Source organism: Terrirhizobium terrae, from assembly GCF_030323265.1.
Classification (GTDB): Bacteria; Pseudomonadota; Alphaproteobacteria; order Rhizobiales; family Rhizobiaceae; genus Neorhizobium.
Genome location: NZ_CP104990.1, coordinates 17,188 through 42,994 on the forward strand (window position 1 = coordinate 17,188; position 25,807 = coordinate 42,994).

Here is a 25,807-nt window from a genome sequence, read left to right on the forward strand (position 1 = left end):
CATGTCACGGCGGTCTTGCTGCTTCGTCTGTCGTTCGTGCACGCTGTCTTCCGAGAGGTGGTCGATTGACTGAAGTGGTCGGCCTGAGAGGGTAAACCTCAGGGTGCACTTCCCTAGCAGCAAAAACTTGATTTAGATAGTCATATTATTCATTCGTTCGTAATGTCGATCGCGACCCTAGCGCGCCATGGCCCGCGTCGCTTGCGGTATGGCATCGAGATCACGCAGCGTGGCACAATCATTTGCGAGCGTCTGGAAGCAGTCATTGCCGAACCATTCCAGAGACACGTCTCCCGTGGACATCGCAGGGATCGCCGACACGATCTCGCGGTAATCCACCAGTCCGGAAAACAGCGAGGTCATGCCCGCGCGGCTACCTGCGGCGGCATAGACATTGGCCGGGGCGAAGACTGGGAGATGGCGGCGATCGGTGATGTTCTTCAGGTGGTAGTGCCTGACGAGCGGCGCGATCTGCCTGTGTAGCTGCACCGCGTCATCGCCAGCTTCCCAGACATGCAGCACGTCGAAATTGATCTTCAGCGCCGGATGGTCGACTTCTTCGATGAGCCGGATCGTCGATGCCGCGTTGTCGGCCAGCGTGTCGGGATGGGTTTCGACAAGGAGATCTATACCGAAATCGGCCACGGTCGCGGCGACCTCCCGAAGGTCGCCGGCGAGGCGGCGCCGCTCGTCGTCGGTCACCGCATTGCTCGCCCGGCTACCGGCAAAGGTTCTGATCTTCTTCGCCTTCCAGCGACGGGCAAGGCCGCTGAGCTCGATCGTCTTGCGGCGCAAAGCCTCGCGGTCGCCGTCGAGCGGAAGATAATCGCTGATCATCGGGACGAAGAGGTCGTAGTCGCGCAGCCAGTCGGCATCCTTGTCGAGCTGGCTCGCAAGGTTGCGGGCATGAGCACCCCAGAGCTCGATGCCGTTAAAGCCGTTGCCGCGGGCGAAATTGGCGATTTCCGAAATCGAGATCAGCTGGTGCCGGAAGGTGATGGTGCAAAGGGAAATGTTCATACGGCAATCCTCCGCATCGGGACCATGGGGGCAGCGCAATGGCGATCGCGCCAGGCATCGAAGACTTCGCCGAGCTTCGCCTTGAGGCGGAACTCGATGCTGTCTGCTTCATCCAGAGCGTCGAACACAGCACGGGCCTGTTCGCGATCACCGGTCTGGCCGAGCTTCATGCAGGCGTAGTGCAGGGACTTCAGCGACTGCACCAGCGCCTCGATCTCTTCGCACCAGCCCTCGAATTCGCCGGCCGGCAGTTTCAGCGCGCGCCAGAAGAAGGCGAAGCCATGTTCATAGGCATATTTGCGGATGGTCAGCACCGGTAGCTCGCGAACGGCGAGGACCAGATCCGAAAGCTTCAGGCCATTCCTTCCTCCAGATGCGCGGTGACGATACCGCGCACTGCGTCAACGATCGGGTTGAGGTCGGCGATGAAGCAGCTCTCGAAGAAGCCGGCGATATCCTCCGGTGCTGGAATGCGCGCCTGCGATATGTCGAAGACATATCCGCCGCCGACGGTCGGCTGCATGATCGCGTGGATGACCTTTTCCCGTTCCATCCTGCCTTCCCAGCGAAAATCGGGATCGTTGACGAACCAGATGTCGGGATCCTCGGTCTCCTCAAGCATCAGATAGTGGGGGAAGGGATCCTGGTTGAACTTGTTCTCCCGCTCCGGCATGTGGAACATGTCCAGCATGACCATGACCGAGCCTGTCTCACCACGGGCCTTCACCAGATCGGTCATCACAGCAAGGTTTTCCTCCTTGCTCAGGGCCGGATCATACCACTCCCTGACGGACACACCGTAGAGGCGCTCGAACCATGATCGGAACGATTCCTGGGTGATGTCATCGGCATGGTAGCGAAGCTGATGGCGCTCGCTGACGGCGAATTTCGCGTCCCACACGCCGAAATAAAGAGGGCGCTGGTCGAGGCTCTGCTTCTTCAGTCCGTCGCTGACGCAACTGACAAAGCAATGGACCTTGATGTCGTAATAGGCCTCGCCATGCACGCCTTCGTCCGTCGTGCCGCCGGTGAGTGGGAAGGACGGGACGGGGAGGGCCGGGGCGGGGAGGGACGGAGCGGCAGGCTTCGGCAGGTAGAGGCCGACCAGGTCGTCGACCGTCTCGACATCCTGCTTCGCAATTGCCTCTTCCGGCATTGCGAGGCCGAATTCCAGCTCGAGGTTGAGGAAGACCTGAAGCATCAGAACGGAATCGAGATAGAGATCCTCGTTGAGACGCGCCTTAAGCGCGAAGCCATCCATGTGTGGATGAGCCATGTGCTGGCTCAGCACCGTCTCGATGGCAGTCAGGATTTCGTCGCGGGTCATCATCATGCCACTCCCGTTTGCGCCGGAAGGAACGCCCCCGCAGCGTGACGCTCGGCGATATCGCGCCGGTTGATCTTGCCGTTGGCCTGGCGCGGAACCTCCGCGACCTGGATCATTTCCATCGGCAGCTGGTGGCTGGCGAGATGGCGGCCTAGCCATTCCCTGACGGCGCCGGGCGATACCGCGTCGTCTGCGCTGAACAGCAGCGCCACTCGCTCGCCGGCAAAGCGGTCGGTCTTGCGGAAGGCAACCGCATCTGTGACCCCCGGCATTGAGGTCGCCGCGTCCTCGACGTCGCCCGGATATACGTTAAGCCCGGCGACATTGATCATGTCATCCATGCGCGAGACGAAGACGAGCATGCCATCGGGCCTGACATAGCCGAGGTCGCTGGTTCCGATCACCGATCCGTCGTCCTTTCGAAGGACAATCTCGCTCGCGGTCTCCAGACTGTCGCCGGTCTCGGCTTTCGCGTGGGGGAGGATGTAGCCCATGTCGTTTGCCGAGGTCAGGTCGGGATTGATCGCGACGCAGCCGGCCTCGGAGCACCCGTATTGCTGGAACAACCGGGCGCATCTGGCGCGGATGCGCTCGAACCACGGTTCGGGCAGGACTGTGCCTGAGGTCATCGCCGCATGGATCGTCTCGCCGGAGGGCAGGAGTTGCGCCAGCATGTTGAGGATGGCGGGCGAAGTATAGAGCAGTGGCCGCTCGGTTTCGCGCAGCACCTTGAGCACATGCTTGGGATTGGCCGTATCGACAATGACCGGCACGACACCGCGATGAATGCCGACGAGGATGCCGCAGATCAGGCCGTAGGAGTGGGTCGTCGGGCAGGCAACGACCGGCGTCATGCCTTCCGGCGCGCTAAACGTCCGCACATAGCTTTCGATTTCAACGCGGATGCTTTCCCAGCTGCGGGCGATTAGCTTGGGCGCACCCGTGGTGCCGGAGCTCATCTGCAGCAGTTGCCCCGGCTGGTCATCGACTCGGCGCTCCGAAAGCACTTCGCCGGCAAGGCTGTTGTAGAACAGCCGGTCGCAGCCTGCATGCAGCGCGAGCCTGCGTGCGGCGGCATAGGGCGTCGCGGGATGAATGGGCAGCACGCTCGCGCCGGCATCGCGAATGGCGAAGAACAGCGCCAGCCATTCCGTCGTGTCGCTGAAGCAGACGGCGTAGCGGCCGCGGTGTTCACCGTCTATGCCGGCGAGCTTTGCAAGCTCTGCCGAGCGGGCGTCGAAAAAGGCTTTGTCATACAGCCTGTCGCCAATTTTGATCATGGCATCGTCCTCCGCTGGGATGTGACGTTGGCAAGGATGTTCGGGATGCGGTGGTGGTATTCAGGCTCGCGGGCGAGCAGTTTTCTGGTCAGCAGTGATTCCGTCAGGATCGTCGGCTCGTCGTAGCCGAGCGCCGCCATGCGACGGCTGGCGTCGTGCTCCCGCGCGTAGCGGTGGAGCAGGCGGTCGACCTGTTCCCAGAAGGCCGCCTCAGGCAGTCGATAAATTTCCTCGAACAGATGCGCGACTTCGCTCAGATTGTAGATGAACAGCGTATCGACCACGAGTTCGCGCAGGAAATCCAGATTGTCGGTCCAGTAATACTGGTCGGGCTTCGCCTCGCGATAGAGCGGGTTGAGTGCGAGGAAATCCGGCGCTGCATCCGGTTCGCGAAGGAAAGTCGGAGAGAATTCGATGCTCTCATGGAAATCGCGCAGCACGAGCCTTTCCGGCCAGCCATCGCGATGGACGAGCAGCATGTTCTGGCCATGGGCCTCGACCGCAAGCCCGTGATGCACGAGCAGGTGCCAGACTGGCAGGATCGCGATTTCGAGAAGCCGGTCGAGCCATGGCATCAGGCCGAAGCGCTGGACCCAGAGGTCGATGAACGGCTTGCCGTCCTCCTCCAGCATCATCAGTGCGTTGAAGGGTATGACCTTCTCGCCCGGATTCAATCCGGCGGTAGCGCTTTCACGCCAGATCGCACCGATCTGGCCGGAGAGCCTGCCCTCATGTTCACCGAGCACGCCGGCATATTCCTGCAGGATGGTCAGCGGATAGCGGTCGGTAAAGGCCGTGTCGCCGGTCACCATGCCGGCGATCCAGCGCGACAGGACCGGCGCCGTACACACTGAATGGGGATCGAGTATGCGGCGTGAAGATGTGTTGACGACATCGAGCGGCAGCTTGATGCTGGCAGCGGATGGCCTGTCGACATTGTGCAGCGTCCGGAGCGACTGGCTCGCCAGATAGCGGTCGCCGAACGCCCCGAGCGCATGCAGCCGGCCGGCAGAGACAAGTTCGGCAGCCGGGCCACTTGTAAGATGCTGCCACTGCCAGGGATGCATCGGAACGAGCGCGAAATCTTCCCATGCCAGGCCTTTGGCCTGCCGTCTGTTTTCTATTTCGCTCCAGATGTCGTCGCCGAGTTCGCCGCGCCAGAAGGCGGTTTCCGCGAGTGGCAGTTCCTGGCGGATGTCGTCCCTTGCATTCAGCACCCAGACCAGCTGGAAGGGGCGCATCGATTCCGGGCCGAAGCTCTGGTTGTCTTTGAGAGTGAAGCCGTAACGGGCCTTGAAACAAGGGTGGTAGGGGTGACCTTCATCCAGCGCGGCGTCCAGTTCGGCAAAGGACATGGCGCGGCGATCACGGGCAGGGATGTTGTCTTCGTTCCAGCGGCAAAGCGCGATCGTCTGCTCCATCTCCCGCAGAAGCTTGCCGCGGGTGATGCCGGTGCCCGGCAGGCAGCGGACGATGGAGGCCAGCGTCGCGGCGATCCAGCGGCCGTCATCGCCCTTCATCTCGATCGATCCAGGTCGGATGCGAATCCGACCGAATGCGCTGAAGGACGCGCGGCAGCGATAATCGCTTCCTCCAGCGTGAAGGCCACGCGGTCATCACCCCTTACCGTGAAGGATGTCAGTCCCTCGAACAGTAGCGCGGCGACCAGCTGTCTCAACACCCGGTCCTCGGGGTGGCCGGCGACCTCAAGAGGCAATGGCATGGGGCCTCTCCTGTGATTGGGTTACGACTTCGGCGAGGCTCAGCGGGTTCGGCATGGTACGATAAAGCGAATGGCCGGCCGCCGAGTTTAATTCATCCACGTCGACAAGGCGGGTGGCGAGGTTCGCCTTGGTGCCGATCTGCGGTCGGTCGAGGATGTGTCGGATGAAATCCCGGCCCGATCCGCGCAGCCTGACAGCCATGTTTTCAAGTGCCTGCCGCAGAAGGCGGATGAGCTCAATTTCATCGGCAAGCCCGTCATGGGTCATCCGGCTGATGACGGAGAATACTTGGTTGACGATGAGATAGTAGGCGAAGCGATCATTGATCTCCGCTTCGTCGAAGTAGAGCGAGCCGATGGTTTCGGTTTCCGGTACGGTCCCGATGATGTCCGGGCGATGCCTCTCCGAGAGATAAAAGCCCTGGTTGTCGCGATAGTAGCCCAGCCGCGGATAGAGCTGGGATATGTCGAGCAGGCTGTTCTGCTGGTGTGCCTCCAGCGCCAGGCCGTGTCGATCATAGAGCTGGATCAAGGGCTCGACGGCGCAGTTCAGGTAGCGCCGGAACCAGGCCGCGGCGATCTTGGAGACATTCCCGCCTTCCATTGACTGGATGCGGCTGATGAGGCGTGCCAGCCGTGATGTCTCACCTGGTAACGGGTCGGCGGTCAGTGCCGCAAGCGTCACGATGCCCTTGCCGTTCCTGCCCTTGAACGGGTTCTCCCTCAGGATGGTCTCGAAACCGCTCTCGCTGCGCCCGGGAATGGCGAGGGTGATGAAGGCAGGGTCCTTGATGATTCGAAATGCCGGCATTTCGCCCGCCAGACCGCGTCGTTCGATGAGCCTTGCCATCGCGACGCCCGCATCAAGCTCGTTGCGCCGATTGATGCGCACGGAATTCGTGATGCGGACGGGCAGGGAAAATTTCAGCATCCAGTCAGCGTCTGCGCTGTAAACGGTCCTGACTGAGGAGGTCGCCGTGAACATCGTGCCTGCGGCTCCTAAGCTGCGCAGGCTGCCTTCGCGGATCAGGGCCTCGACATCGGAATCGAGAAGCAGCGCCTGTGCCTGCAGCGGATGCATCGGCAGCAGTATCTCGCCATCGGTCGGCGATATCGCGCTTTCGCCCTGTCGGGCCAGCGTATCCACGATTGACGTGGCCCGCTCGGCAATCGCTGACGCCTGCTCGACCAGATCCTTGCGCACGGCAAAATAGTGCAACTGGAATTGGCCGTGCAATTCCGGAGCATATGTCTCCTGCTGCCAGAAATTCATACCCTGCCGGCTCTTCGGCGTCGGATGCAGCCAGTGGCCGAAGACCAGCGATTGTTCTGCCGCGATGAAGTCGTCTTCGCGATTGCCATCTGCAAGCGCATGCTCGACATGCATGTTGATCTGCTGATGGCTGTCCATGACGCGCAGAAGCAATTCCGTTTCACAGCCCTGAAGGCCATCGCCAGCGCCGCCGCGCAGCGTGTGGTAGGCCTCGCGCATCAGGGATTGCAGGGCCGACATCGGATCGGTCGGATGCCACGTCGTTTCCGACGCCGCCCGTTTCCAGACCCGACCGAAATGCTGCGGCCCGCAGAGCGAGGCGGATGTCACCTCTGCCCGCAGTGATATCCGGTCTTCGGCAAGCAGCCATTCGATGCAATCGACGTGATCGGCCAGGATGGCGTGCCGAACCGGCTTGCCGCCGTCGATCTCGCGCAGATAGCAATTCGCAAAGCTCTGAAAGCTGGCCGCCTCGGCGGCCTTCCAGGATATGGACATGGGTATTCTCACCTACCGGTCGCAGCAAACTTCGATGCAGTCGCGGTGCGTGCGGCAGGTGGTTCGGCCGATGGTAAATCGCGCTCCACAGCGCTCGGACTCATGAGCCCGGCCTGAATTCGTCCGTCCTTCGTCATATCGGTTCCTCGTCGAGTTCCTGGATATGTCCCGAAGTCAAAGACGACTGGCGCTCGCGTTTTTTTCACGCAGTCAGCTTTTTTGATCGATCGGAATGATCGATGTCGGCCGGGCGGTGCTCAGGATGAATTCAGCCTGCAGACGGCCTGACGCCGAAGGAGGTACCGTGACGGCCCTTCAAGCCTCGTTTTGCATCAGGGTGGTGTCGTCCCCGAAGAAGGCGGCGGCTTCCATCGTGAAAGTCGCGCAGAAGGAATGCGAGAGCGTGCGGGTGGCGTGCCCGAGTCTCGCTATTGAGAACTCTACCAGGCGCCGGAAAGCGCGTTGCCGCGTAGTGGAACGGTGTCCATCTTCCCACCCGGTCCCTCGATGGATATCGAAGCTGGCATCTGCTTCGGTGACTTGCGAAACCATCTGGCTGCAACGCTCGCGAGATCGCCGATCGCGCCCTGTTTCTGCCAGGCGGCAAAGTTATTTGCCATGGCGCGCGCCTCGTGCTGCAGGAAGAAGTCACCCGAGTTGCTGACGTCGTTGATGGACGCGGCCATGGATGACAGCGGCCGCTGAAACATCTTTGATGGCAGGGCCAGTCCCTTCGCGCTTTCCGAGAATGCCGGCGCCATGAAGTCGATCGCCCAACCATCGGCTTCGACCCAGCAGTGAAAATTCTCGCCCGCTCCCGTGACGTAACCGTCCTCGCGATGATCCGCGAAGAGGATGACTTTGCCGCCGAGATTATAAGCCGCGAGGCCGCCTTTGGGCGCCGCATCGAGCTTGTAATGCTGTTTGAGAATGAAGGCACCGAATGTGCTGAAATACATCGACGCCGTCGCCGGGTCGGCGTTCTCGGCCTGGAGCAGGCTGTTGATGACCCGATAGATCCGGTGGTAGTCGCTCTGCTTGATCAACATGGTGTTCGCCCGCAAGTCCGATTGATGAGGGCCGTCACTAGGCGATGGCTGCGGCAATGTAAACGATCTGCGGGATATCCCGAAATCTGATGCAATGGCAAACCGGATGCGTGAATGTTCTCGACGCCGTAGCTTCAGGCAATGTGTTTCAACCTACATCCGTAACCTGATTGTCGAGGAATTTCACAAAGCGAAACGCTGCTTCGCCCGAAAGAGGGATTAAGCTGCAGGCTGCGGCGCCAATGCGCAGGCGCGGCGGATCATTCAGTTATGAAGGTATGTCTGATGACGAACCCCGACGTTAAAACCCTGGTTTCCCACTACAGGCAATCGATCGACAATATCGACGCAGCTTTGATCAACATCCTGGCCGAACGGTTTCGCTGCACAGAGAGAGTAGGGCATTTGAAGGCGCAATACGGGCTTCCTGCGCGTGACGAGGCGCGTGAACATGCCCAACTCGAAAGAGTACGGGGTATCGCTGCCGGGGCGCAGTTGAGCCCGGATCTGGCGCAGGAATTTCTGGGCTTCCTCTTGCGCGAAATGGTGAAGAACCACACCGCGATAGCACTCGCTCAAGCCGGCGGAGAGAAGGCCGCGTCCTGAGATCTGCATCTCAGTGGCCGCCATCCACGCCGGTTGTGGTCGGTGAGGCTCGCCGCCTCACCGCACCCACTGCATTCCGTCGATCTGGATGTCCTGGCCGGTCATGAAGTTCGGCTCGGCCGTCGCAAGGAAGGTTACGACGCTCGCAACATCCTGTGGCGTGCCGACCCGTTTCATCGAGATACCGGCGGCAAGCTCGGTCTCGCGGGCGCTGATCATCGCATTTGACAGCTCGGTCTTGATGACGCCGGGGCAGACGGCGTTGACGACGATCTCGGGACCGAGTTCCTTCGCCAGCGATCGCGTCATACCGATAATGCCGGCCTTGGCGGCGGTATAGGCAAACTTGCTGACGGCGCTGGTGACGCCGCCCGTATGGGCGTTCATCGACGACATGTTGATGATCCGCCCGCCGCCATTGCGGCGCATGACCGGTACCGTCGGCTGGATATAGTTGAAGGCGCCCTTGAGGTTGATGGCGATCGTGTCGTCAAATTCCTGCTCGGAGATCTCCTCGACACCCTTCGGCATCGATCGTCCGGCATTGTTGAAGAGCACGTCGATCCGGCCCCACTCGCGATCGACCTCGCCTATGATTTCGGCTGCGCGAGCGTAGTCGCGCACGTCGGCCAAGAAAGTCAGCACCTCCCGACCGAGGTCACGGATCTCCGCCGCCGTGCGGATAAGATCGTTCTCGATCAGGTCGACAAGCGCGATGTCGAACCCGTGTTTGGCGAGATCGAGCGCGCAGCCGCGGCCGATGCCTCGTCCGCCGCCGGTGACGAGCGCGACCTTCCTCACCGCATCACTCACCGGCATTCTCCTTAGCAAAGCGGGCGATATCCGCATGGGTGCCGAACCAGACGCCCTCGTGCTCCTGGATATGGCGGATCAGCTCCTCCAGAATGAAGATACGGGAGCGGTAACCGGTCACATGCGGATGCATGGTGAGGAGAAACAGGCCGCCTTCCTGATAAGCGCGGTCGAATTCACGCTTGAAAATGTCGAGCACCGCCGGTGGCGGCGTATAGGGGCGATGGGCGGTGAAGCGGTTCATGTTGAAATAGACGGCGTCGTCGCGGATCCATTCCACCGGCAGCTCGACCATGCCCGTTGGCTCGCCATCCTCGACAAGTTCGTAGGGATCGTCGTCGGCCATCAGCGATGAATCGTAGAGCAGGCCGAGCTCCCGCTCGATCTGCAGAGTTACCTGCGAAAAATCCCAGGACGGGGTACGCATCCCGACGGCGCGAACGCCGGTGATCTTTTCCAGCGTATCGGCGGCGCGCAGATGCAGTTCGCGTTCCTTTTCCGGCGGAACCTTGGTGTTCACCTCGTGAATCCAGCCATGCAGGCCGATCTCGTGGCCTTCGGCGATGACCTGCTTCTGCTCGTCGGGATAGAGAAGGGCGGCAACGGCCGGCACGAAGAAGGTGGCCGGAACAGCGGCCTGCTTCAGCGTTTCGAGGATGCGCGGCACGCCTCTGCGGTTGCCGTACTGGCCCCAGGACAGGCGGCCGATGGACTCGCCACCGTCCCGCAGCTCGTTGGTGTCGTGGTCACTGTCGAAGGAAAGTGCTACGGCGCAGCGCGCGCCATCCTTCCAAGCCTTCGGCTTGAGCGACCGGCCGGCGCGGACCTTTTCGACCTTGCCGCGCCAGGTCGCTTCGTCCCATTCCCATGGTTCCATATCGTCTTCCTCCGATCGTGATTTCAGGCCGCTTGCGGCAGGACGGGTACGGCTGCCAGCAGCCGCTTGGTGTAATCGTGTTCTGGGTTGTCGTAGATTGCCTGGGCGTCTCCTCCTCGACGATCCGGCCGCGATACATGATCGCCACCCGGTCGCAGAGGTGACGGACGACCGAGAGGTCGTGGCTGATGAAGATCAGCGAAAGGTCCAGTTCGGAACGCAGGCGGATCAGCAGGTTGATGATCTGCGCCTGGATCGACACGTCGAGCGAGGCAACCGGCTCGTCGCAGACAACCACATCCGGCTGCATGGCGAGCGCCCGGGCGATTGCGATACGCTGCCGCTGGCCGCCGGAAAACTGGTGCGGAAAACGGTTGGCGAAAGCCGGATCGAGCCCGACGGCGGCAAGCCACTGGCGCACATAGGTCGGCGCTTCGGCGCGGGTGACCAGCCGGTGCGCCAACGGGCCTTCCGCCAGAATGTCGCCGATGCGCATGCGGCCGTTCAGAGAGGCGAACGGATCCTGGAAGATGGTCTGGACGCGTGTGGTGATCTTGCGCGGGCTGCGACCGCTGCTCATCACCGGCTTGCCCGCGAGACGTACGGTGCCCGAGGTCGGCACCGAAATGCCCGCCGCCATACGGCCGAGCGTCGACTTGCCCGATCCGGATTCTCCGACCAGCCCCAGCACCTCGCCACGCTTCAATGTGATCGAAACGCCATCGACGGCGTTGACCACCGATGCTGGCTGCGCAATGCCGGATTTGATGGCGAGGTTCTTAAAGAAGCCCGCCGGCTTTTCGAAGCGCTTCACCGCCTCCTCGATCACCAGATAGGGACTGCCGAGCGGCGGCAGATCGCCCGCTCCAGCCTTGCGCGGCGGTGGGGCCGCATCGGCGACGCCTGATCCACGCAGCAGCAACTGTCCTGGCTTGGCGCGCGAGGGCAGAGCGTCGAGCAACGCCTTTGTGTAATCGTGCTGCGGCTTGGTTAGCACGGCAAGCGCCGGGCCGATCTCGACGATATTGCCGAAGCGCATGACGGCGACGCGATCGGCGATCGAGGCGACGGTTGCCAGATCATGGCTGATCCAGATCAGCGCCGTGCCGAGTTCGGCCACCAGTTCCTTCATCTCGGCCAGAATTTCCGCCTGGATCGAGACGTCGAGCGCCGTCGTCGGTTCGTCGCAGATGATCAGTTTGGGACGATGCAGCAGCGCGATCGCGATCGCCACGCGCTGGCGCATGCCGCCGGAAAACTGGTGCGGGAAGAAATCGACCTTGCGCTCCGGTTCGGTGATGCGCACCTGCGCCAGCGCCCTGATCGCCCGCTCGCGGGCTTCTGACGCGCTGATCTCCTCATGTGCTTCAAGCGCCAGCCTGATCTGCGTCCCGATGCTGAGCACTGGGTTGAGCGTCATCATCGGATCCTGAAAGACCATCGAGATGGTCTTGCCGCGGATCGCCCGCAATTCATGCGGCTTGAGGCCGATCAGCTCGCGACCCTCGAGCTTGATCGAACCCTCGACGATGCGGCCGGGCTCGTCGATGAGGCCGATGATGGAGAAGCCAGTGATCGACTTGCCGGAGCCGGATTCACCGACGAGGCCCAGCACTTCGCCCGGCGCCAGCGAGAAGGAGACGCCATCGACGGCTTTCACCTCGCTGCGACCACTCGGAAACCAGGTGCGAAGATTGGAGACTTCGAGGAGGGGCGTTTTGGTGTCTGCGGTCATCGGCGAAGCCTCGGGTTCAGCTGGTCGCGGATCTGGTCGCCCACGAGATTGAGCGACACGATGAACAGGATGAGCGCGACGCCGGGATAGATCGAGATCCAGTAACGGCCGGACAGCAGATACTGGAAGCCGTTGGCGATGAGCATGCCGAGCGACGGTTCTGTGGGCGGCAGGCCGACGCCGAGGAAGGAGAGGGTGGCTTCGAGCGAGATGGCGCTTGCCACCTGCACCGTCGCGACGACGATCAGCGGCGGCAGCGAGTTGGGCAGGATATGCTTCAGCACCACGCGCCAGGGGAGAGCGGAATCGACAGTGCTGCCTCGACATAATCCTTCTGCCGTTCGGCCGAGGCCGCGCCATGGGCGGTACGGGCGAAATAGGCATATTGCGCGAAGATCAGCGCCAGGATCAGCTGGTAGCGTCCCTGGCCGAGAATCGCGGCAATGACGAAGGCAAGCAGGATCGCCGGGAAGGAGAGCTGCAGGTCGACGATGCGCATGACGAGGCTTTCGAACCGCCCGCCGATATAGGCCGCGGCGCAGCCGACCACGGCGCCAATGACGAAGGCGACGCCACCGGCGATCACACCCATCTGCAGCGAGATCCGCAGGCCGTAGATGATGGCCGACAGGAGGTCGCGCCCCTGGCTGTCCGTGCCGAGCCAATGGGTATAGCCACCGGTGCCGACATAGCCGGGCGGCCGTCTGGCATCGCGCAGCACGAGATGGGCGAGGTCGTAAGGATCCTGCGGGGTCAGGAGCGGTGCAAGCAGCGCGATGACGACGATCAGCAGCACGACGATCGCCGCGGCGGCTGCGACCTTGTTGCGGCGGAATTCTTCGAGGAAGCGGGAAAACGGCGTATCGCGCATCAGGCTCTTCCCTTCCGCAGGCGCGGGTCGAGCAACGCATAGGTGAGGTCGACCACAAGGTTGATGACGATGAAGAGAAGTGCGACGAGCATGAGATAGGCGACCATGACCGGGCGATCGAGCGAGGTAATGCTGTCGATGATCAGCTTGCCGAGGCCGGGCCAGGAGAAGATCGTCTCGGTGACAACGGCGAAGGCGAGCGTCGAGCCGAGTTCGAGGCCGAAGACGGTCACGAGCGGGATGGAAATCAGCCGCAGCACATGGCGGCTGAGGATGGTGAATTCCGAAATCCCGGCGGCGCGGGCGAATTTCACCGTGTCGCTCAGCATCAGTTCGCGGGTTCCGGCGCGGGCGAGCCGGATCATCAGCGAGAACTTGAAGAGCGCCAGGTTGAGCGCCGGCAGGATCATGTGTGACAGGCCGTCAAACGTCAGAAAGCTGAAATCGACGCCGAAAAGGCTGACCGTATCACCCCGGCCACCGGCCGGCATGCAGCCGCATTGCACGGCAAAGACCATGATCAGCATCAGGCCGAACCAGAAAGTCGGCACGGAAAAGCCGAGAATGGAAAGCGCCATGACAACGCGGGAGACCGGGCTGTTCGGCTTGTAGCCGGCATACATGCCGATCGGGATGCCGACGAGCGCCGCGAAGAAGACGGCGGCCAGCGTCAGCTCCAGCGTTGCCGGCAGGCGCGACATGATCAACTCGCTGACCGGCATGTTATAGACGAAGGAGCGCCCGAAGTCGCCCTCGAGCACACGGCCAAGGAAGCTCAGATATTGATGCCAGAGCGGCTGGTCGAGCCCGTATTGGGCGATCACCGCGGCGCGGATATCCTGCGTCGCGTCCGGCGAGATCAGCACGTCGATCGGATTTCCGACGGCATAGACACCGCAGAAAACCAGTGCCGACATGGCGATCACCACGATCGCGGCCTGCCACAGGCGTTGTATTAGAAAACCTAGCATTCGTTCCCCATCCTCCCGTCTTGTGCGGGCTTGAGATGTCGCGAGGGCGCCGCGACGGTTAGTGCCAGTTGGTCTCCAGAAGGCCTCTCGTTTCCTTCACGGCAACCTCCCAGATCGCCAGCATGTCCTCGTCGGGCCGCTGGTAGAGGCCGTGGTAATTGCCGTCGCCGAGAAGTTCACGCTTACGTCCGGCATCGACGCGCGCGAGTGCTGCGAAATCGATGCATGGCTTGGAGGTCGTCGGTTGGCGCGGATCACCGGTGCGCGTCCAAGGAAAGTTTTCCATCCAGGAGGCGTGCGAGGCGGCCGGATCGATCTCCTGAACCTTGGCAAGAGTTTTCGGCGCCCGCCACCAGTCGTGGAATTTCACCGATGTGTCGGGATGGGCGTTTAGCCATTCGGAAATCACCGTCATGGCCGGGATGTTGCCGCCATGACCGTTGACGACGAGGATTCGGCGGAAGCCGGAGCGATGAATGCCATCCAGAAGGTCGCGGATGACGCCGACATAGGTGGAAAGCGACAGGGTCAGCGTGCCGGGAAAGGCGGCAAAGGAAGAGGCGAGCCCGTAAGGCACTGCCGGGAAGACTGGAATGCCGAGCGGCTCGGCTGCGTCTGCCGCTACCTTCTCCGCCAGGATCATGTCGGTCGCGAGGCTGAGATAGGCGTGCTGCTCGACACTTCCGATCGGCAGGATGCAGCGATCGTCGGATGCCGCGCGCTCCTCGACCTGCATCCAGTTCATGTCCGCGATCTTCACCGTCTCGCTCTCCATTCTCCGTTGTCGCCAAAGCGCGCAAAGAAATTGCAGGCATCAGCAAGAACGCACAAAATTTATGCTTTGACGGCGGCTGTTCTCGTCAAATGCAAAGTTCCATACGGGACTAAAAAAGAAATTGACAGCCAATTGCAGTAGCGTCAAGTTCCATATGGGACTAATTTAATTTTGGGGGCGCGAGGGTTATCGTGCGGGTTACGTCGAGACAGGCGTTGGATAATCTGCTGCAGGAAGGCGGTAAGCTTGCCGCCGGCAGCCATGGTGTCGATGACCTCGTGGCGGTCAAGCTGTGGCATAATCCCTGCTGGCTTTCCTTCCGCATCAACTTCCTGGCGCTGCAGTTCAACGAGCCGATCTATCGCCGCATCGAGCGCGAGCATGGCGTGCCGCGGCCGGAATTCGTCGTCCTTTATTCGCTGCGACTGTCGGATGGCCTCACCGCCAGCGCGATCTGCAGCTCATCGGGTTTTCCCAAGAACACGATCAGCCGCGCAATCCAGAAGCTCGTCGACAAGAAGATCATCCGCCGCGAGGTCGACCAGGCGGATTTGAGAAGTTTCGTCCTCTACATCACGGACGAAGGCAGGCGCATCGTGGACCAGGCCATGCAGCCGATGGTCGAGCGCGAAAGCATGATGGTATCCGGCCTGACCCCTGCCGAAAAGCTGATGCTTTCGGAACTGCTGGCAAAGGTCGTCGTGGATTCCCCAACTGGCCTCAAATAACAAATACAGAGGAGAACGAAGAATGACGATCTTGACAACGATCTCAGGCACATTGCGTACCGCAGCACTTGCGACCGCGCTGCTCGGCAGCGTATCGGGCGCGGCTCTTGCCGCTGATCTCACCATCGGCGTGCGCGCCGGCCCGCTTTCCATCGACCCGGATTTCACCGCCGCCGGCACCCATGCCGAGGCGATGAAGCACATCTTCGATTCACTCGTGAAGTCCGGCAACAATCTGGAACTGGAGCCGGGCCTGGCGACGAGCTGGACTGCGGTCGACGACACGACCTGGGAATTCAAGCTGCGCGAGGGCGTGAAATTCCATGACGGTTCCGATTTCACCGCCGAAGACGTGAAGTTCTCGATCGAACGTATTCCGAAGGTTGCCGGCCCCAATCCGACGACGATCTATGTCCGCCGCGTCAAGAGCACCGAGATCGTCGACGCCCACACGATCCGGGTAAAGACCGATGGTCCGGCGCCGACCCTGCCGAACGACTTCATCCGCCTGTTCATCGTCTCGCATATCGCCGCGAAGGATTATTCCGACAGCCCGGAAAAGGCGTCGGAAGGCTTCAATTCCGGCAAGGCGGCTATCGGCACCGGTCCCTACAAGTTCGTCTCCTGGACGCCGAAGGAACAGCTGGTTCTGCAGAGCTTTGACGGCTATTGGGGCGGCAAGGAGCCATGGGACAAGGTCATCCGCAAGGAGATCCCCAACGACGCTGCCCGCGTGGCGCAGCTGAAGGCCGGCCAGGTAGACCTCATCGCCCGCATCCCCGCATCCGACGTGCCGACGCTGGAAACAGACAGCAAGCTGACTATCGTGCGCGAGGACAGCGTCTACCTCTTCAACATGGCCTTCGACTTCCGCGAAAAGCCGCCGCAGGTGACGGCCAAGGACGGTTCGCCGCTGCCGAAGAACCCTTCCTCGATCCGCGTGTCCGTGAAGCCTTCGATCTGGCGATCGACCGCGAAACGATCACCGAGATCGCCATGGAAGGCATGGGCACGGTCCAGTCGCAGCTCGTGACGCCGAATATCTTCGGCTACAACCCGGATGTGAAGGCACCTGCCTGGGATGTCGAAAAGGCGAAGGCGCTGCTGGCCGAAGCTGGTTACCCGGACGGCTTCAAGGTCGTCTTCTCCTTCACCAACGACCGCCTGCCGGGCGACAAGGACGCCGGCACGACGATCGCTCAGATGCTGACCGCGATCGGCATTGAGGTGGAAGCCAATTCACAGCCGGGCGCCGTCTACTTCCCCGCCAACACCCGCGGCGACTATTCGCTGACGCTGTCCGGCTGGGGCACGCTGACGGGCGAGGCGAACTACACGCTTTCGTCGCTGGTTCATTCCAACGACCCGGCCAAGAAGCTTGGCGCCTTCAACATCCGCAATTACGTCAATCCGGAAATGGACAAGCTGATCGAGGCCGCGGGCGTCGAGATGGACGAAAAGAAGCGCGAAAAACTCCTGATGGACGCCAATGCGCTGGTCGCTTCCGACCGCCCGAACCTTGCGATCGCCTCGATCGTCTCGGCCTGGGGCATGAAGAAGACGATCACGATCGTGCCCCGTTCGGACGAAGACACGCTGGCGATGAATATCCGCCCCGCCAACTGAGTTCTGGCAAACTGATTTTCCCAGCCGTAAGGCAACCTGGGCCGGGCTCAGTGCCCGGCCTTTTTTATAAGCATGGAGAGACTGACAATGGGCAAGATAGCACTCGCGATCCACGGAGGCTGCGGCGTCATGGCCAAGCTCGACTTGAGCGAGGCCGACTGGGCCGAGGCGCGCCGCGACCTCGGGCTGTCGCTGAAGGCAGGCTGGGCGGTGCTCAGCGCCGGCGGCACGGCGCTCGACGCGGTCGAGGCTGCCGTCGTGGTGATGGAAGACAGCCCGCATTTTAACGCCGGCTACGGCGCGGCGCTCAACACCGATGGACAGCACGAACTCGATGCCTCGATCATGGACGGGCGCAATCTGGAAGCGGGCGGCGTGACGCTGGTGCGCCGCATCCGCAATCCGATCAAGGCCGCCCGCAAAATCATGGAAACGGGCGACGCAATCCTGCTCGGCGGCGATGCGGCCGATGCATTCGCGAAGTCTGCAGGCCTCGACATGGTCGAGCCCGACTACTTTACCACCGAGCGCCGGGTCAACGCGCTGGCGGCCATGAAGGCTCACGCGGCGGCCGGTACGGCGGCGAAGGCGAGTGAATCGGAAAAGCACGGTACGGTCGGCGCGGTGGCGCTTGACGCCGAAGGCCATCTGGCGGCCGCGACCTCCACCGGCGGCTACAACAACAAGCCGGCCGGTCGGATCGGCGATACGCCGATCGTCGGCGCCGGCACCTACGCACGCGATGGTGTCTGCGCCGTCTCGGGCACCGGCAAGGGCGAATATTTCATGCGCTATGCCGTCGGCCACGAAGTGGCGAGCCGGGTGGACTATCTCGGCGAGAGCCTCGAGCAGGCATCCGGAAAACTGATCATGGAAGACCTGAAGAGCCATGATATCGGTGCCGGTCTGGTCGCTGTCGGCGCCGACGGATCGATCGCAGCACCCTACAATACCGACGGCATGTTCCGTGGCTGGGTCACCTCGGAGGGCGAGTTCTTCGTGGCGACCCACGATGAGGTCTTCGCGCTGCCGGCGTGACGACCCGGCGCATCTGTGTGTCCTAGTGCGCGATCACTCAGCCTGCTTTCTCTCGTTAAGACCTCATCGGCACGCCGCTTCCTCGGAAGCGGCGAACGCCGCTCGGCTCAGGCTGCCGCGATCGCCTCGATCTCGAGCAACCAGTCCGGCTCGTAGACATCCGTGATAATCGTGGAAAGGGCCGGACGATGAGGTCCCATGACCTCGAAGCGGATCCTGGCGTTCGCTTCCCTGTCCTCGTAATGTTTCAGGAACACCATCACCTTGACCAGGTGCTCGATCCCCATGTCCGCTGCCGCTAGCTGGGCAAGGAGATTGGCCCAGCAGGCCTTCGCCTGCGCCTCGAAGCCGGATGGAACGTCTCCATCCCGGTTGGCCGGGATCTGGCCACTGATGAAAAGCAGCCTCTCATGACCCGAGAGTGAAACGGCTTGCGAGTAACGACGGTGCAGCGATTGCGGCGCGTCCTCGGCATTGATGGACGTGATTAAGGGGTGGTTGCTCATCCTGTCTTTTCCTCCTCCGCCGGCATTTGTGCGCGCAGATGGCATGCAGCCTGCTCGGCAACGCCGACATGAACCAACGGGGCGGCTCACGCCGACAGATATCGACCGCCAGCGGACAGCGCGTAACAAAAGCACAGCCCTTGGGAGGATTGGCCGGGCTTGGCAGGTCGCCGGTCAGTACGATGCGTCTGCGCGTTCGTTGAAGCACCGGATCAGGCAGCGGGACGGCCGAAAGAAGCGCCTCGGTATAGGGGTGTACGGGGCGTGCGAAGATCGTGTCTGTCGGACCGGTCTCGACCAGCTTGCCGAGATACATGACGGCGACGCGATCGGCGAAATGCCGCACGACCGAAAGGTCGTGGCTGATGAAGAGATAGGCGAGACCGAAGCGCTTCTGCAGATCGAGCAGCAGATTGAGGATCTGCGAGCGGATCGACACGTCGAGCGCCGAGACCGGTTCGTCGAGGATCAGCAGTTTCGGCTGGAGCGCAAGCGCCCGGGCGATGACGATGCGCTGGCGCTGGCCGCCCGAAAAGGCATTGGGGCGGCGTTCCGCATGTTGCGGATGGAGGCCGACGAGGCGCAGCAGTTCCGCCACGCGCTCGGCGCGGCTCTTTGCATCGCCGACACCATGGATCGCGAGCGGTTCGGCAATGCTGTCGCCCACCGACATTTTCGGGTTCAGTGCGGCGACCGGGTCCTGGAACACTGTCTGGATGTCGCGTGACAGGCGTGTTCGCGTCGCGCGCTCGCCGTGCCGGACGGCCTCCCCGGCGAAGGATATCGTGCCGGATGTCGGGATCTGCATGCCGAGAACGGCAGCGCCGAGCGTGGATTTTCCGCATCCGCTTTCGCCGACCAGTGCCAGGCTCTCGCCCGGCGCGATATCGAAGCTGACGCCGTCCACCGCCTTGACGTTTCGGATTTCGCCGCGGAACAAGCCCTTGCGGATGGGAAAATGGACCTTGAGGTCGCGAACGGAAAGCAATGGTGTCATCAGACCAGGGCCTCCACGCGATCGCTGCGCCAGCAGGCGGAACGGCCGGCATCGGGCCGCGCTTCCAGAGCCGGTTGTTCGGTCATGCACCTTTCGGCGGCCAGGGGACAGCGCGGATTGAAACGACAGCCCTGTGGCCAGTCGCCGATATCCGGCACGGTGCCCTCGATCACCGGAAGATCCGTCTTCGGCGGTCCATCGAGCCGCGGGATGGTGGAGAGAAGCAGGCGCGTATAGGGGTGCCGCTGGTTCGCAAAGATCGCGTCGACCGGCGCCTCCTCGATGATCCGCCCCGAATACATGACGGCAACGCGGTCGGCCATGTCGGCCACCACCCCCATGTCGTGGGTAATCAGCAGGATGGAGGTGCCGGTATCATCGCGCAGGCGCTTCATCAGGTCGAGGATCTGCGCCTGGATCGTCACGTCCAGCGCCGTCGTCGGCTCGTCGGCGATCAAAAGCTTGGGGCGACAGATCAGCGCCATGGCAATCATGGCACGCTGGCACATGCCGCCGGATAGTTCGAAAGGATGCTGTCCGTAGCGAAGGCGCGGCTCGGGAATGCCGACTTCCGCCAGCATGGCGATTGCCTCCTCCTTGGCCTTTTTAGCGCTGACACCGCGGTGGACGATGAGGCTTTCCTCGATCTGCCGACCGATCGGCATCAGCGGATTGAGCGAGGCGACCGGCTCTTGAAAAATCATCGCAAGCTCGGTCCCGCGCAGATTGCGACGCTCCTCCTCGCGGATCGAGACGAGATCGGTGCCGCCGAGCGTAACGGAACCGGAGGTGATCTTCGCTACCTTTGGCAAAAGGCCCATGACTGCAAAGGCCGTCATCGATTTGCCGCAGCCCGATTCACCGACGAGCGAGACGATCTCGCCTGCGCGAATGTCCAGCGAAACGCCGTCCACGACCGTGTTGCCGCGGATCGAAACGGAGAGATTGTCGACGGAAAGAACCGGGGTACTCATCGCTCCTCCTTGCCAGTCGCTGCCCAGGGGTGGTTCGGGTGAGCCATGGCGACGAACTCGTCACCGTCGCGCAGGACGGCGGACGGAATAGCGAAGTTCACCGGATAGAGCGTGTCTTCGACGATCTCGACGGGGAATTCGGTGGAGACCGTGTTGGCGACGTCGGCACGAGCCCTCCGGTCGACGACGATCTTTACACCGCTCGCGTCAATGCGCGGGCTCATGAAAGCCTCTTCCAGCGAAAGCCCGAAGCAGGTGACGTAGGAAAGCAGTTGCACGACCGCAGGCATGATCTGACGCCCGCCGGCGGCGCCGAGCGCCAGGTAAGGTTTGCCGTCGCGCTTGGCGATGATCGGGCACATATTGGCAAGCGGCCGGACGCCCGGCGCGATCGAGTTCGGCTGGCCCGGGCGCGGATCGAACCACATGATGCCGTTGTTCAACAGGAAGCCGGTCTGTGGCAACACGACCTTGGAGCCGAAGCGCGACAAAAGCGTATTGGTCAGCGACACCATCGTGCCGGTGGAGTCGACAACGCTGATATGCGTCGTGCAGCTGGCGCCGCCGGCATGGCCGAGACTACGCAGACGGTGTTCTGAGGCCCGCCGCAGCGCGCGTGCAAAGGCGAGCGCAGTTTTACCTGAGAGCGGCTCCTGATCCGGAAGCGTCTTGTCGAGTTCGGCTATCGCCTCGATCATTGTCGGTCCGCCGGAGAGCCCGCCCATGGCGTAGATATCGAGGCCGCGATAGCCATGCTTGAGCGGCTCCAGCCAGCGCGGCTGATAACGCGCGAGGTCTTCCGCCCCGATGCGCGAACCGCCGGCCTTGAGATCCTCGACGATCTTCCCGGCGATCTCACCCTCGTAGAAGTCGCGGGCACCGGCCTTGGCAAGCCTTTCCAGTGTAGCGGCCTTGGCCGGCATCGGGATATGGGCCTGTACTCCTCGTTCGGGTGCGCGAGGCGGCCGTCCATTGACGAGGAAGAGCGAGGACGATGCCGGAAATTTCGCCAGCCCCGCTGCGTCGATCGCCAGAGCTAAAACCGTGAACCAGTCGAGCTCCGTTCCCCGGCGAGCATGTTCGATCGCTGGCTGGAGCGCTTCCTCCCAGCCCAGCGTACCGAACTTTTCGAGCGCTTCGGCGAGACCCGCGATTGCCCCCGGCGTACAGATGGAGGAATATCCGATCAGGTTTTTATCTTCGACGACCGAAGGCCAGTCGAACCAGTCGCCGTCACGGCCGGCGGCGGGCGGATAATCCTTCGGGTCGAGATCGAGCGGCGAAATGACATTGAAGTCGAGCGTATCGACAGCGCCGGTCTGGGCATCGGCCCGGATCATGAAGCCGCCGCCACCTATCCCGGACAGCCAAGGTTCGACGATGCTGAGGACGAGCGTCGTGACGACGGCCGCATCGACCGCATTGCCTCCTCGCGAGAGGACGGCGGCACCTGCCTCTGCAGCCAGCCGGTTCTGGCACGCGACCAACCCGTGATGGCTGCGTGTCTCGCCTTTGCGAATGGTCCAGCTTTCCTTCATGCCTGCTTTCCAAATCGTCTCGGCGCGATCGCCGCCGGTATGGTTGCCTCCACAGAGAAACGGCCTTGATTGACCGATGACTGGTGAAAGCGGGTGATCTCTTCCGCTGTCGCAACCCAGGTCGTGGGCTCGTTCGCAATGTCCTGCAGGAGTTCTTCGAGCATCGCGATGCGCTGCGCCCGGCCGGAGATCCAGTCGTGGACGGTCAGGGTAAACAGCCCGCCGAAACGGTGCAGCGTGCGCCATTCCGACTTCCAGTCCTCCAGTACCATCCGCCCAGACTGCATCGGGAAGCGATCGCGCCCGCCGCCTTCGAACTTGAAGAAGATCGCGTCGTCGATCGCCCATTGCACCGGGATTTCGGTCACGCCGTCGATCTCGTAGGGGTGATCGAAGCCAGAGAGCGAGCTGTCATAGGCAAGCCCGAGCCGTTGGACTTCTGACAGCATGTGCGGTGTCATCTCCCAGGCGGGTGAGCGGAAGCCGACCGGGCGTTTGCCGGTCTGCTTCACGAACAGTTCGAGGCTCGCCTCGATCGCGCCGGTGAACTCGTCATCGGAAATCTCCGAAACGATCTCGTGGAAATAGCCATGCAGGCCGATCTCGTGGCCCGCTTCGACAAGCGCGGGCAACATGTCGGGATGCTGCTCGGCGATATGTCCCGGCACGTAGAAGCTCGCCTTGAAATCGAAGCGGGCGAAGAGGTCCACCAGCCGCCAGAGGCCTGTGCGGGGACCGAAGTTGCGGATCTCGTGCGTTCCCAGCCGCGCGGGCGCATTTTCGCCCAGCGACCAGAGCAGCGGGGAATTCGCGTCGACATCGACGGAGAACAGTACGGCTGACTGTTTGCCCTCCGGCCATTGATAGGCAGGGAAGGAGGAGAGCGGCGCGGCGATATCCGGCTTCGGGTCCGACATGGTTTATGTCCTTGCGTTTGACGGCTTAGAGCGCGCTCTTCTTGTCCTGGAACACGGCCAGCGAGCCGATCGAATTGCCGCCATCGACGGCAAGCGTCGCGCCGGTGACATAGGATGCTGCCGATGAAGACAGGAACAGAACGGCGTTCGACACGTCGTCGCTGCTCGATGCACGACCGAGCGGGATGGAGCCGGTGACCGTATTCACATGCTCGTTCGTCAACGCGCTGACATCGCTGCCTGCGGCAAAGCCCGGCTCGACGATGTTGACGCGGATGCCGTATTCGGCAAGCTCGATGGCAAAGCCCTTGGTCAGGCGGTCGAGTGCCGTCTTCGAGGTGCAATAAGGCACGACCGTGCGCCGCATCTTGCGGGCAGCACCGGACGAGATGTTGACGATCGACCCCTTCACGCCCTTTTCCACCATCTGCCTGGCAAACAGCTTGGAAAGGTAAAATGGGGCCCGCAGGTTGACGCCCATGATCGCGTCGAAATCGTCGATGCCGATATCGAGCAGGAAACCGGACGGATAGATCCCGGCATTGTTAACCAGAATGTCCGGCGCGCCCCAGCGCTGGCCGATCTCGGCGGCAAAGCGATCCATGTCGGCTGCGTTCATGAGATCGGCGGCGATGCCGAATGCACGCCCTTCATAGGTCGCTACCGTCTCAGCCAGCGCATCGGAGCGATGGTCCGTGAGGCAGACTTCCGCACCGGCAGCCGCAAACGCCTTGGCGATCCAGCCACCGATAATGCCGCAGCCTCCGGTGACGATAACCTTCTTGCCGGCGAATTCATCCTTGAAGTCCATTTCGGAATTACCTTGCTTTCGGATCGAGGCGGTCACGCACGTGGTCGCCGATCAGGTTGATGGAAAGAACGAGGAGAAAGAGAGCGAGGCCGGGGAAGGTGGCGATCCACCATGCCGTTGCCACATAGTTGCGCCCGGTCGAGAGCATCGCGCCCCAGCTTGCCGTCGGCGGCTGGACGCCGAGGCCGAGGAAGGAAAGGCCGGCCTCGAAGAGAACCATCAGGCCGAATTCCAGTGTGGCGACAACGACGAGCGAGCCGGCGATATTGGGCAGGATGTGGCGCCCCAGAAGCCGAGGCCAGCCTGCTCCCATAAAGCGCGACAGCCGGACATAGGGCATGTTGGCGACCGACAGCGTCTGGCCATAGGCGACGCGCGCGTAACGCGGCCAGCGCGTCAGGGCGAGCACGATGACCACGTTGATGAGACCCGGACCCAGCACGGCGACGGTGATGATGGCGAAAAGGATCGCCGGCACCGACAGCACGATATCGACGAGCCGCATGATGACGATTTCGACCCAGCCGCGATAGAATGCCGCCACCATCCCAAGAATGCTGCCGATGATTCCCGACAGGATGACCGAGGAGAAGGCGACGAAGAGCGAGACACGTGCCCCATAGATGAGACGGCTCAGCACGTCGCGGCCGAGCTCGTCGGAGCCGAGGATATAGGTTACGCCGCGCGAGACCGTGCCGGGGCTCTTCAGTCGCGCGAGCAGGTTCTGCGAGTTGGGATCGACGGGCGCGACCAGAGGGGCGGCGATCGCTAGAACAACCATTGCGCCGACGATGAAAAGAAAAGGCAATATGGCCCAGGGCAGCGAGAAGGATTTCGCGGATTTGCCCGGTGCGATCTGCTGGGTTGGTGCGCTCATCAGCTGGATACCCCCATGCGGATCCGCGGGTCAATCAGGCTATAGAGAAGGTCGGCCACAAGATTGAGGCCGATCGCGGTGACGGCACCCAGAAGGACGACACCCTGCACCACCATGAAGTCACGAGCGGTGATGGCCTGTATCGTCAGCTGACCGAGTCCGGGCCATGCGAAGACCGTCTCTACGATCACCGCACCAGCCAGAAGATTGGCGATCTCCAGGGCCGAAACGGTCACGACCGGGATCGAAGCATTGCGCAAGAGGTGCCGGAAGATGATCCGGCGCATGGGCAGGCCCTTGGCGTGGCCGGTTCGCACATAGTCCTTTTCCAGTTCATCGAGCACGGCCGTTCTGGCGACACGAGCGAACGTGGCCATGGAAAGAAGGCCGAGCGCGATCGACGGCATGACGATGCTCGACATCTCGCGTGCACCGGAAGGCGGGGCCCAGCCGAGCCAGACGCCGAAAACCATGATCATCAGGATGGCGCTCCAGAATGTCGGCATGGACTGGCCCGCCAACACCAGCGCCGACAGAATTCGGGCGATAGGGCGTCCACGCCGAATGGCGAGCGTGATGCCGACCGGAATGCCGATGCCGAAGGCGACCACGAGAGCGCCGCCTGCCAGCATCAGCGTGTAGGGAAGACGCGTCCAGATGAGGTCGATGACCGGTACGTTTTGCACATAGCTGCGCCCGAGATCGAAGAGCGCGACATTGGTTAGATATTCCAGATACTGAATGGCGACCGGGCGATCGAAACCTAGCGCCACGCGCATGCGCTCGATATCCGCCTGCGTGGCATCCATCGGTACCAGCAGCAGGACCGGATCACCGGCCAGCCGCTGGAGGAAGAAGATAAGCGTCATCACGCCGAATATGGCGATCAGCGCCTGGAAGAGACGCTTGGCGAAGAAAATCGACACGTTGGATTCCCGAGCTTTTCAGGAACGCGACCTGCCATCGGCCGGCCGCGT

General features: G+C 62.2%; 25 protein-coding genes and 2 pseudogenes. 5 read left to right on the plus strand and 22 right to left on the minus strand.

Going from position 1 to position 25,807, the window contains the following annotated elements; all coding sequences use genetic code 11:
- Positions 1-177: 177 nt before the first annotated feature.
- From N7E02_RS00090 to N7E02_RS00120, 8 genes are all read right to left on the minus strand, one after another.
- Positions 178-1,020, minus strand: coding sequence for a sugar phosphate isomerase/epimerase family protein (locus N7E02_RS00090; protein WP_286578116.1), 843 nt, complete (start codon positions 1,018-1,020; stop codon positions 178-180).
- Positions 1,017-1,334 carry a DUF6005 family protein gene (locus N7E02_RS30270; RefSeq protein ID WP_510185294.1) on the minus strand — a complete coding sequence of 106 codons (318 nt, stop codon included), beginning with the start codon at positions 1,332-1,334 and terminating at the stop codon, positions 1,017-1,019. The genes N7E02_RS00090 and N7E02_RS30270 overlap by 4 nt, the downstream gene beginning before the upstream one ends.
- Before the next feature lie 38 nt (positions 1,335-1,372).
- Positions 1,373-2,350 (minus strand): DUF6005 family protein, encoded by a 978-nt coding sequence (locus N7E02_RS00095; protein ID WP_510185295.1) that lies wholly within the window; start codon positions 2,348-2,350, stop codon positions 1,373-1,375.
- A complete protein-coding gene (locus tag N7E02_RS00100) occupies positions 2,350-3,627 on the minus strand; it encodes an AMP-binding protein (protein ID WP_286578117.1) in 1,278 nt (425 codons plus the stop codon). Before N7E02_RS00100 ends, N7E02_RS00095 begins: the two co-directional genes overlap by 1 nt.
- Entirely contained in the window at positions 3,624-5,147 is a 1,524-nt protein-coding gene (locus N7E02_RS00105; RefSeq protein WP_286578118.1) for an IucA/IucC family protein, read from the minus strand. The genes N7E02_RS00100 and N7E02_RS00105 overlap by 4 nt, the downstream gene beginning before the upstream one ends.
- Entirely contained in the window at positions 5,144-5,350 is a 207-nt protein-coding gene (locus tag N7E02_RS00110; protein WP_286578119.1) for a hypothetical protein, read from the minus strand. The genes N7E02_RS00105 and N7E02_RS00110 overlap by 4 nt, the downstream gene beginning before the upstream one ends.
- A complete protein-coding gene (locus N7E02_RS00115; protein ID WP_286578120.1) occupies positions 5,334-7,121 on the minus strand; it encodes an IucA/IucC family protein in 1,788 nt (595 codons plus the stop codon). The genes N7E02_RS00110 and N7E02_RS00115 overlap by 17 nt, the downstream gene beginning before the upstream one ends.
- A 440-nt stretch (positions 7,122-7,561) precedes the next feature.
- Positions 7,562-8,170 carry a DUF2026 family protein gene (locus N7E02_RS00120; protein ID WP_286578121.1) on the minus strand — a complete coding sequence of 203 codons (609 nt, stop codon included), beginning with the start codon at positions 8,168-8,170 and terminating at the stop codon, positions 7,562-7,564.
- 285 nt (positions 8,171-8,455) lie between these two features.
- Here N7E02_RS00120 and N7E02_RS00125 point away from each other — a divergent pair, with 285 nt between their 5' ends.
- Positions 8,456-8,776, plus strand: a complete 321-nt coding sequence (locus N7E02_RS00125; protein WP_286578122.1) for a chorismate mutase — start codon at positions 8,456-8,458, stop codon at positions 8,774-8,776.
- A 57-nt stretch (positions 8,777-8,833) separates the two neighbouring features.
- On the opposite strand, the gene N7E02_RS00130 is transcribed toward N7E02_RS00125, so the two are convergent.
- The 6 genes and pseudogenes from N7E02_RS00130 to N7E02_RS00155 form a co-directional block, all read right to left on the minus strand.
- A complete protein-coding gene (locus N7E02_RS00130; RefSeq protein ID WP_286578123.1) occupies positions 8,834-9,589 on the minus strand; it encodes an SDR family NAD(P)-dependent oxidoreductase in 756 nt (251 codons plus the stop codon).
- Entirely contained in the window at positions 9,582-10,466 is an 885-nt protein-coding gene (locus N7E02_RS00135; protein WP_286578124.1) for a polysaccharide deacetylase family protein, read from the minus strand. Before N7E02_RS00135 ends, N7E02_RS00130 begins: the two co-directional genes overlap by 8 nt.
- 166 nt (positions 10,467-10,632) lie before the next feature.
- A pseudogene (locus tag N7E02_RS00140) lies at positions 10,633-12,201 on the minus strand (dipeptide ABC transporter ATP-binding protein); the annotation flags it as partial.
- Positions 12,198-13,072, minus strand: a pseudogene (locus tag N7E02_RS00145) (ABC transporter permease). The pseudogenes N7E02_RS00140 and N7E02_RS00145, both read right to left, overlap by 4 nt.
- Positions 13,072-14,043 (minus strand): ABC transporter permease, encoded by a 972-nt coding sequence (locus tag N7E02_RS00150; RefSeq protein ID WP_286578125.1) that lies wholly within the window; start codon positions 14,041-14,043, stop codon positions 13,072-13,074. Before N7E02_RS00150 ends, N7E02_RS00145 begins: the two are co-directional and overlap by 1 nt.
- Before the next feature lie 58 nt (positions 14,044-14,101).
- On the minus strand, positions 14,102-14,803 hold the full coding sequence (locus tag N7E02_RS00155; protein WP_286578428.1) for a creatininase family protein: 702 nt from the start codon (positions 14,801-14,803) through the stop codon (positions 14,102-14,104).
- 230 nt (positions 14,804-15,033) lie between these two features.
- Here N7E02_RS00155 and N7E02_RS00160 point away from each other — a divergent pair, with 230 nt between their 5' ends.
- The 4 genes from N7E02_RS00160 to N7E02_RS00175 all read left to right on the plus strand — a co-directional run bounded on the left by N7E02_RS00160 (position 15,034) and on the right by N7E02_RS00175 (position 18,210).
- Positions 15,034-15,546 carry a MarR family winged helix-turn-helix transcriptional regulator gene (locus N7E02_RS00160; protein WP_286578126.1) on the plus strand — a complete coding sequence of 171 codons (513 nt, stop codon included), beginning with the start codon at positions 15,034-15,036 and terminating at the stop codon, positions 15,544-15,546.
- Positions 15,547-15,568: 22 nt separating this feature from the next.
- Positions 15,569-16,579: an ABC transporter substrate-binding protein gene (locus N7E02_RS00165; RefSeq protein ID WP_286578127.1), complete on the plus strand. Its 1,011-nt coding sequence runs from the start codon at positions 15,569-15,571 to the stop codon at positions 16,577-16,579.
- Positions 16,513-17,172 (plus strand): ABC transporter substrate-binding protein, encoded by a 660-nt coding sequence (locus N7E02_RS00170; RefSeq protein WP_286578429.1) that lies wholly within the window; start codon positions 16,513-16,515, stop codon positions 17,170-17,172. The genes N7E02_RS00165 and N7E02_RS00170 overlap by 67 nt, the downstream gene beginning before the upstream one ends.
- 87 nt (positions 17,173-17,259) lie before the next feature.
- Entirely contained in the window at positions 17,260-18,210 is a 951-nt protein-coding gene (locus N7E02_RS00175; protein WP_286578128.1) for an isoaspartyl peptidase/L-asparaginase family protein, read from the plus strand.
- A gap of 107 nt (positions 18,211-18,317) precedes the next feature.
- Here the strand turns inward: N7E02_RS00175 and N7E02_RS00180 are convergent, their stop codons facing one another.
- Genes N7E02_RS00180 through N7E02_RS00215 form a run of 8 tightly spaced genes read right to left on the minus strand, consistent with a single transcriptional unit; the run spans position 18,318 to position 25,756 of the window.
- Positions 18,318-18,716 carry a RidA family protein gene (locus N7E02_RS00180; RefSeq protein WP_286578129.1) on the minus strand — a complete coding sequence of 133 codons (399 nt, stop codon included), beginning with the start codon at positions 18,714-18,716 and terminating at the stop codon, positions 18,318-18,320.
- Positions 18,619-19,716 carry an ABC transporter ATP-binding protein gene (locus tag N7E02_RS00185; RefSeq protein WP_286578430.1) on the minus strand — a complete coding sequence of 366 codons (1,098 nt, stop codon included), beginning with the start codon at positions 19,714-19,716 and terminating at the stop codon, positions 18,619-18,621. The genes N7E02_RS00180 and N7E02_RS00185 overlap by 98 nt, the downstream gene beginning before the upstream one ends.
- The gene (locus N7E02_RS00190) at positions 19,713-20,687 is read right to left on the minus strand and encodes an ABC transporter ATP-binding protein (RefSeq protein WP_286578130.1); all 975 of its coding nucleotides are present in this window, start codon (positions 20,685-20,687) and stop codon (positions 19,713-19,715) included. The genes N7E02_RS00185 and N7E02_RS00190 overlap by 4 nt, the downstream gene beginning before the upstream one ends.
- Positions 20,684-22,225, minus strand: coding sequence for a gamma-glutamyltransferase family protein (locus N7E02_RS00195; protein ID WP_286578131.1), 1,542 nt, complete (start codon positions 22,223-22,225; stop codon positions 20,684-20,686). The genes N7E02_RS00190 and N7E02_RS00195 overlap by 4 nt, the downstream gene beginning before the upstream one ends.
- Complete coding sequence (locus tag N7E02_RS00200) at positions 22,222-23,142, minus strand: polysaccharide deacetylase family protein (protein ID WP_286578132.1); 921 nt, start codon at positions 23,140-23,142, stop codon at positions 22,222-22,224. The genes N7E02_RS00195 and N7E02_RS00200 overlap by 4 nt, the downstream gene beginning before the upstream one ends.
- A 25-nt stretch (positions 23,143-23,167) precedes the next feature.
- On the minus strand, positions 23,168-23,953 hold the full coding sequence (locus tag N7E02_RS00205; protein ID WP_286578133.1) for an SDR family NAD(P)-dependent oxidoreductase: 786 nt from the start codon (positions 23,951-23,953) through the stop codon (positions 23,168-23,170).
- A gap of 7 nt (positions 23,954-23,960) precedes the next feature.
- Entirely contained in the window at positions 23,961-24,830 is an 870-nt protein-coding gene (locus tag N7E02_RS00210; protein ID WP_286578134.1) for an ABC transporter permease, read from the minus strand.
- Positions 24,830-25,756 carry an ABC transporter permease gene (locus N7E02_RS00215; RefSeq protein ID WP_286578135.1) on the minus strand — a complete coding sequence of 309 codons (927 nt, stop codon included), beginning with the start codon at positions 25,754-25,756 and terminating at the stop codon, positions 24,830-24,832. The genes N7E02_RS00210 and N7E02_RS00215 overlap by 1 nt, the downstream gene beginning before the upstream one ends.
- Between the last annotated feature and the right edge of the window lie 51 nt (positions 25,757-25,807).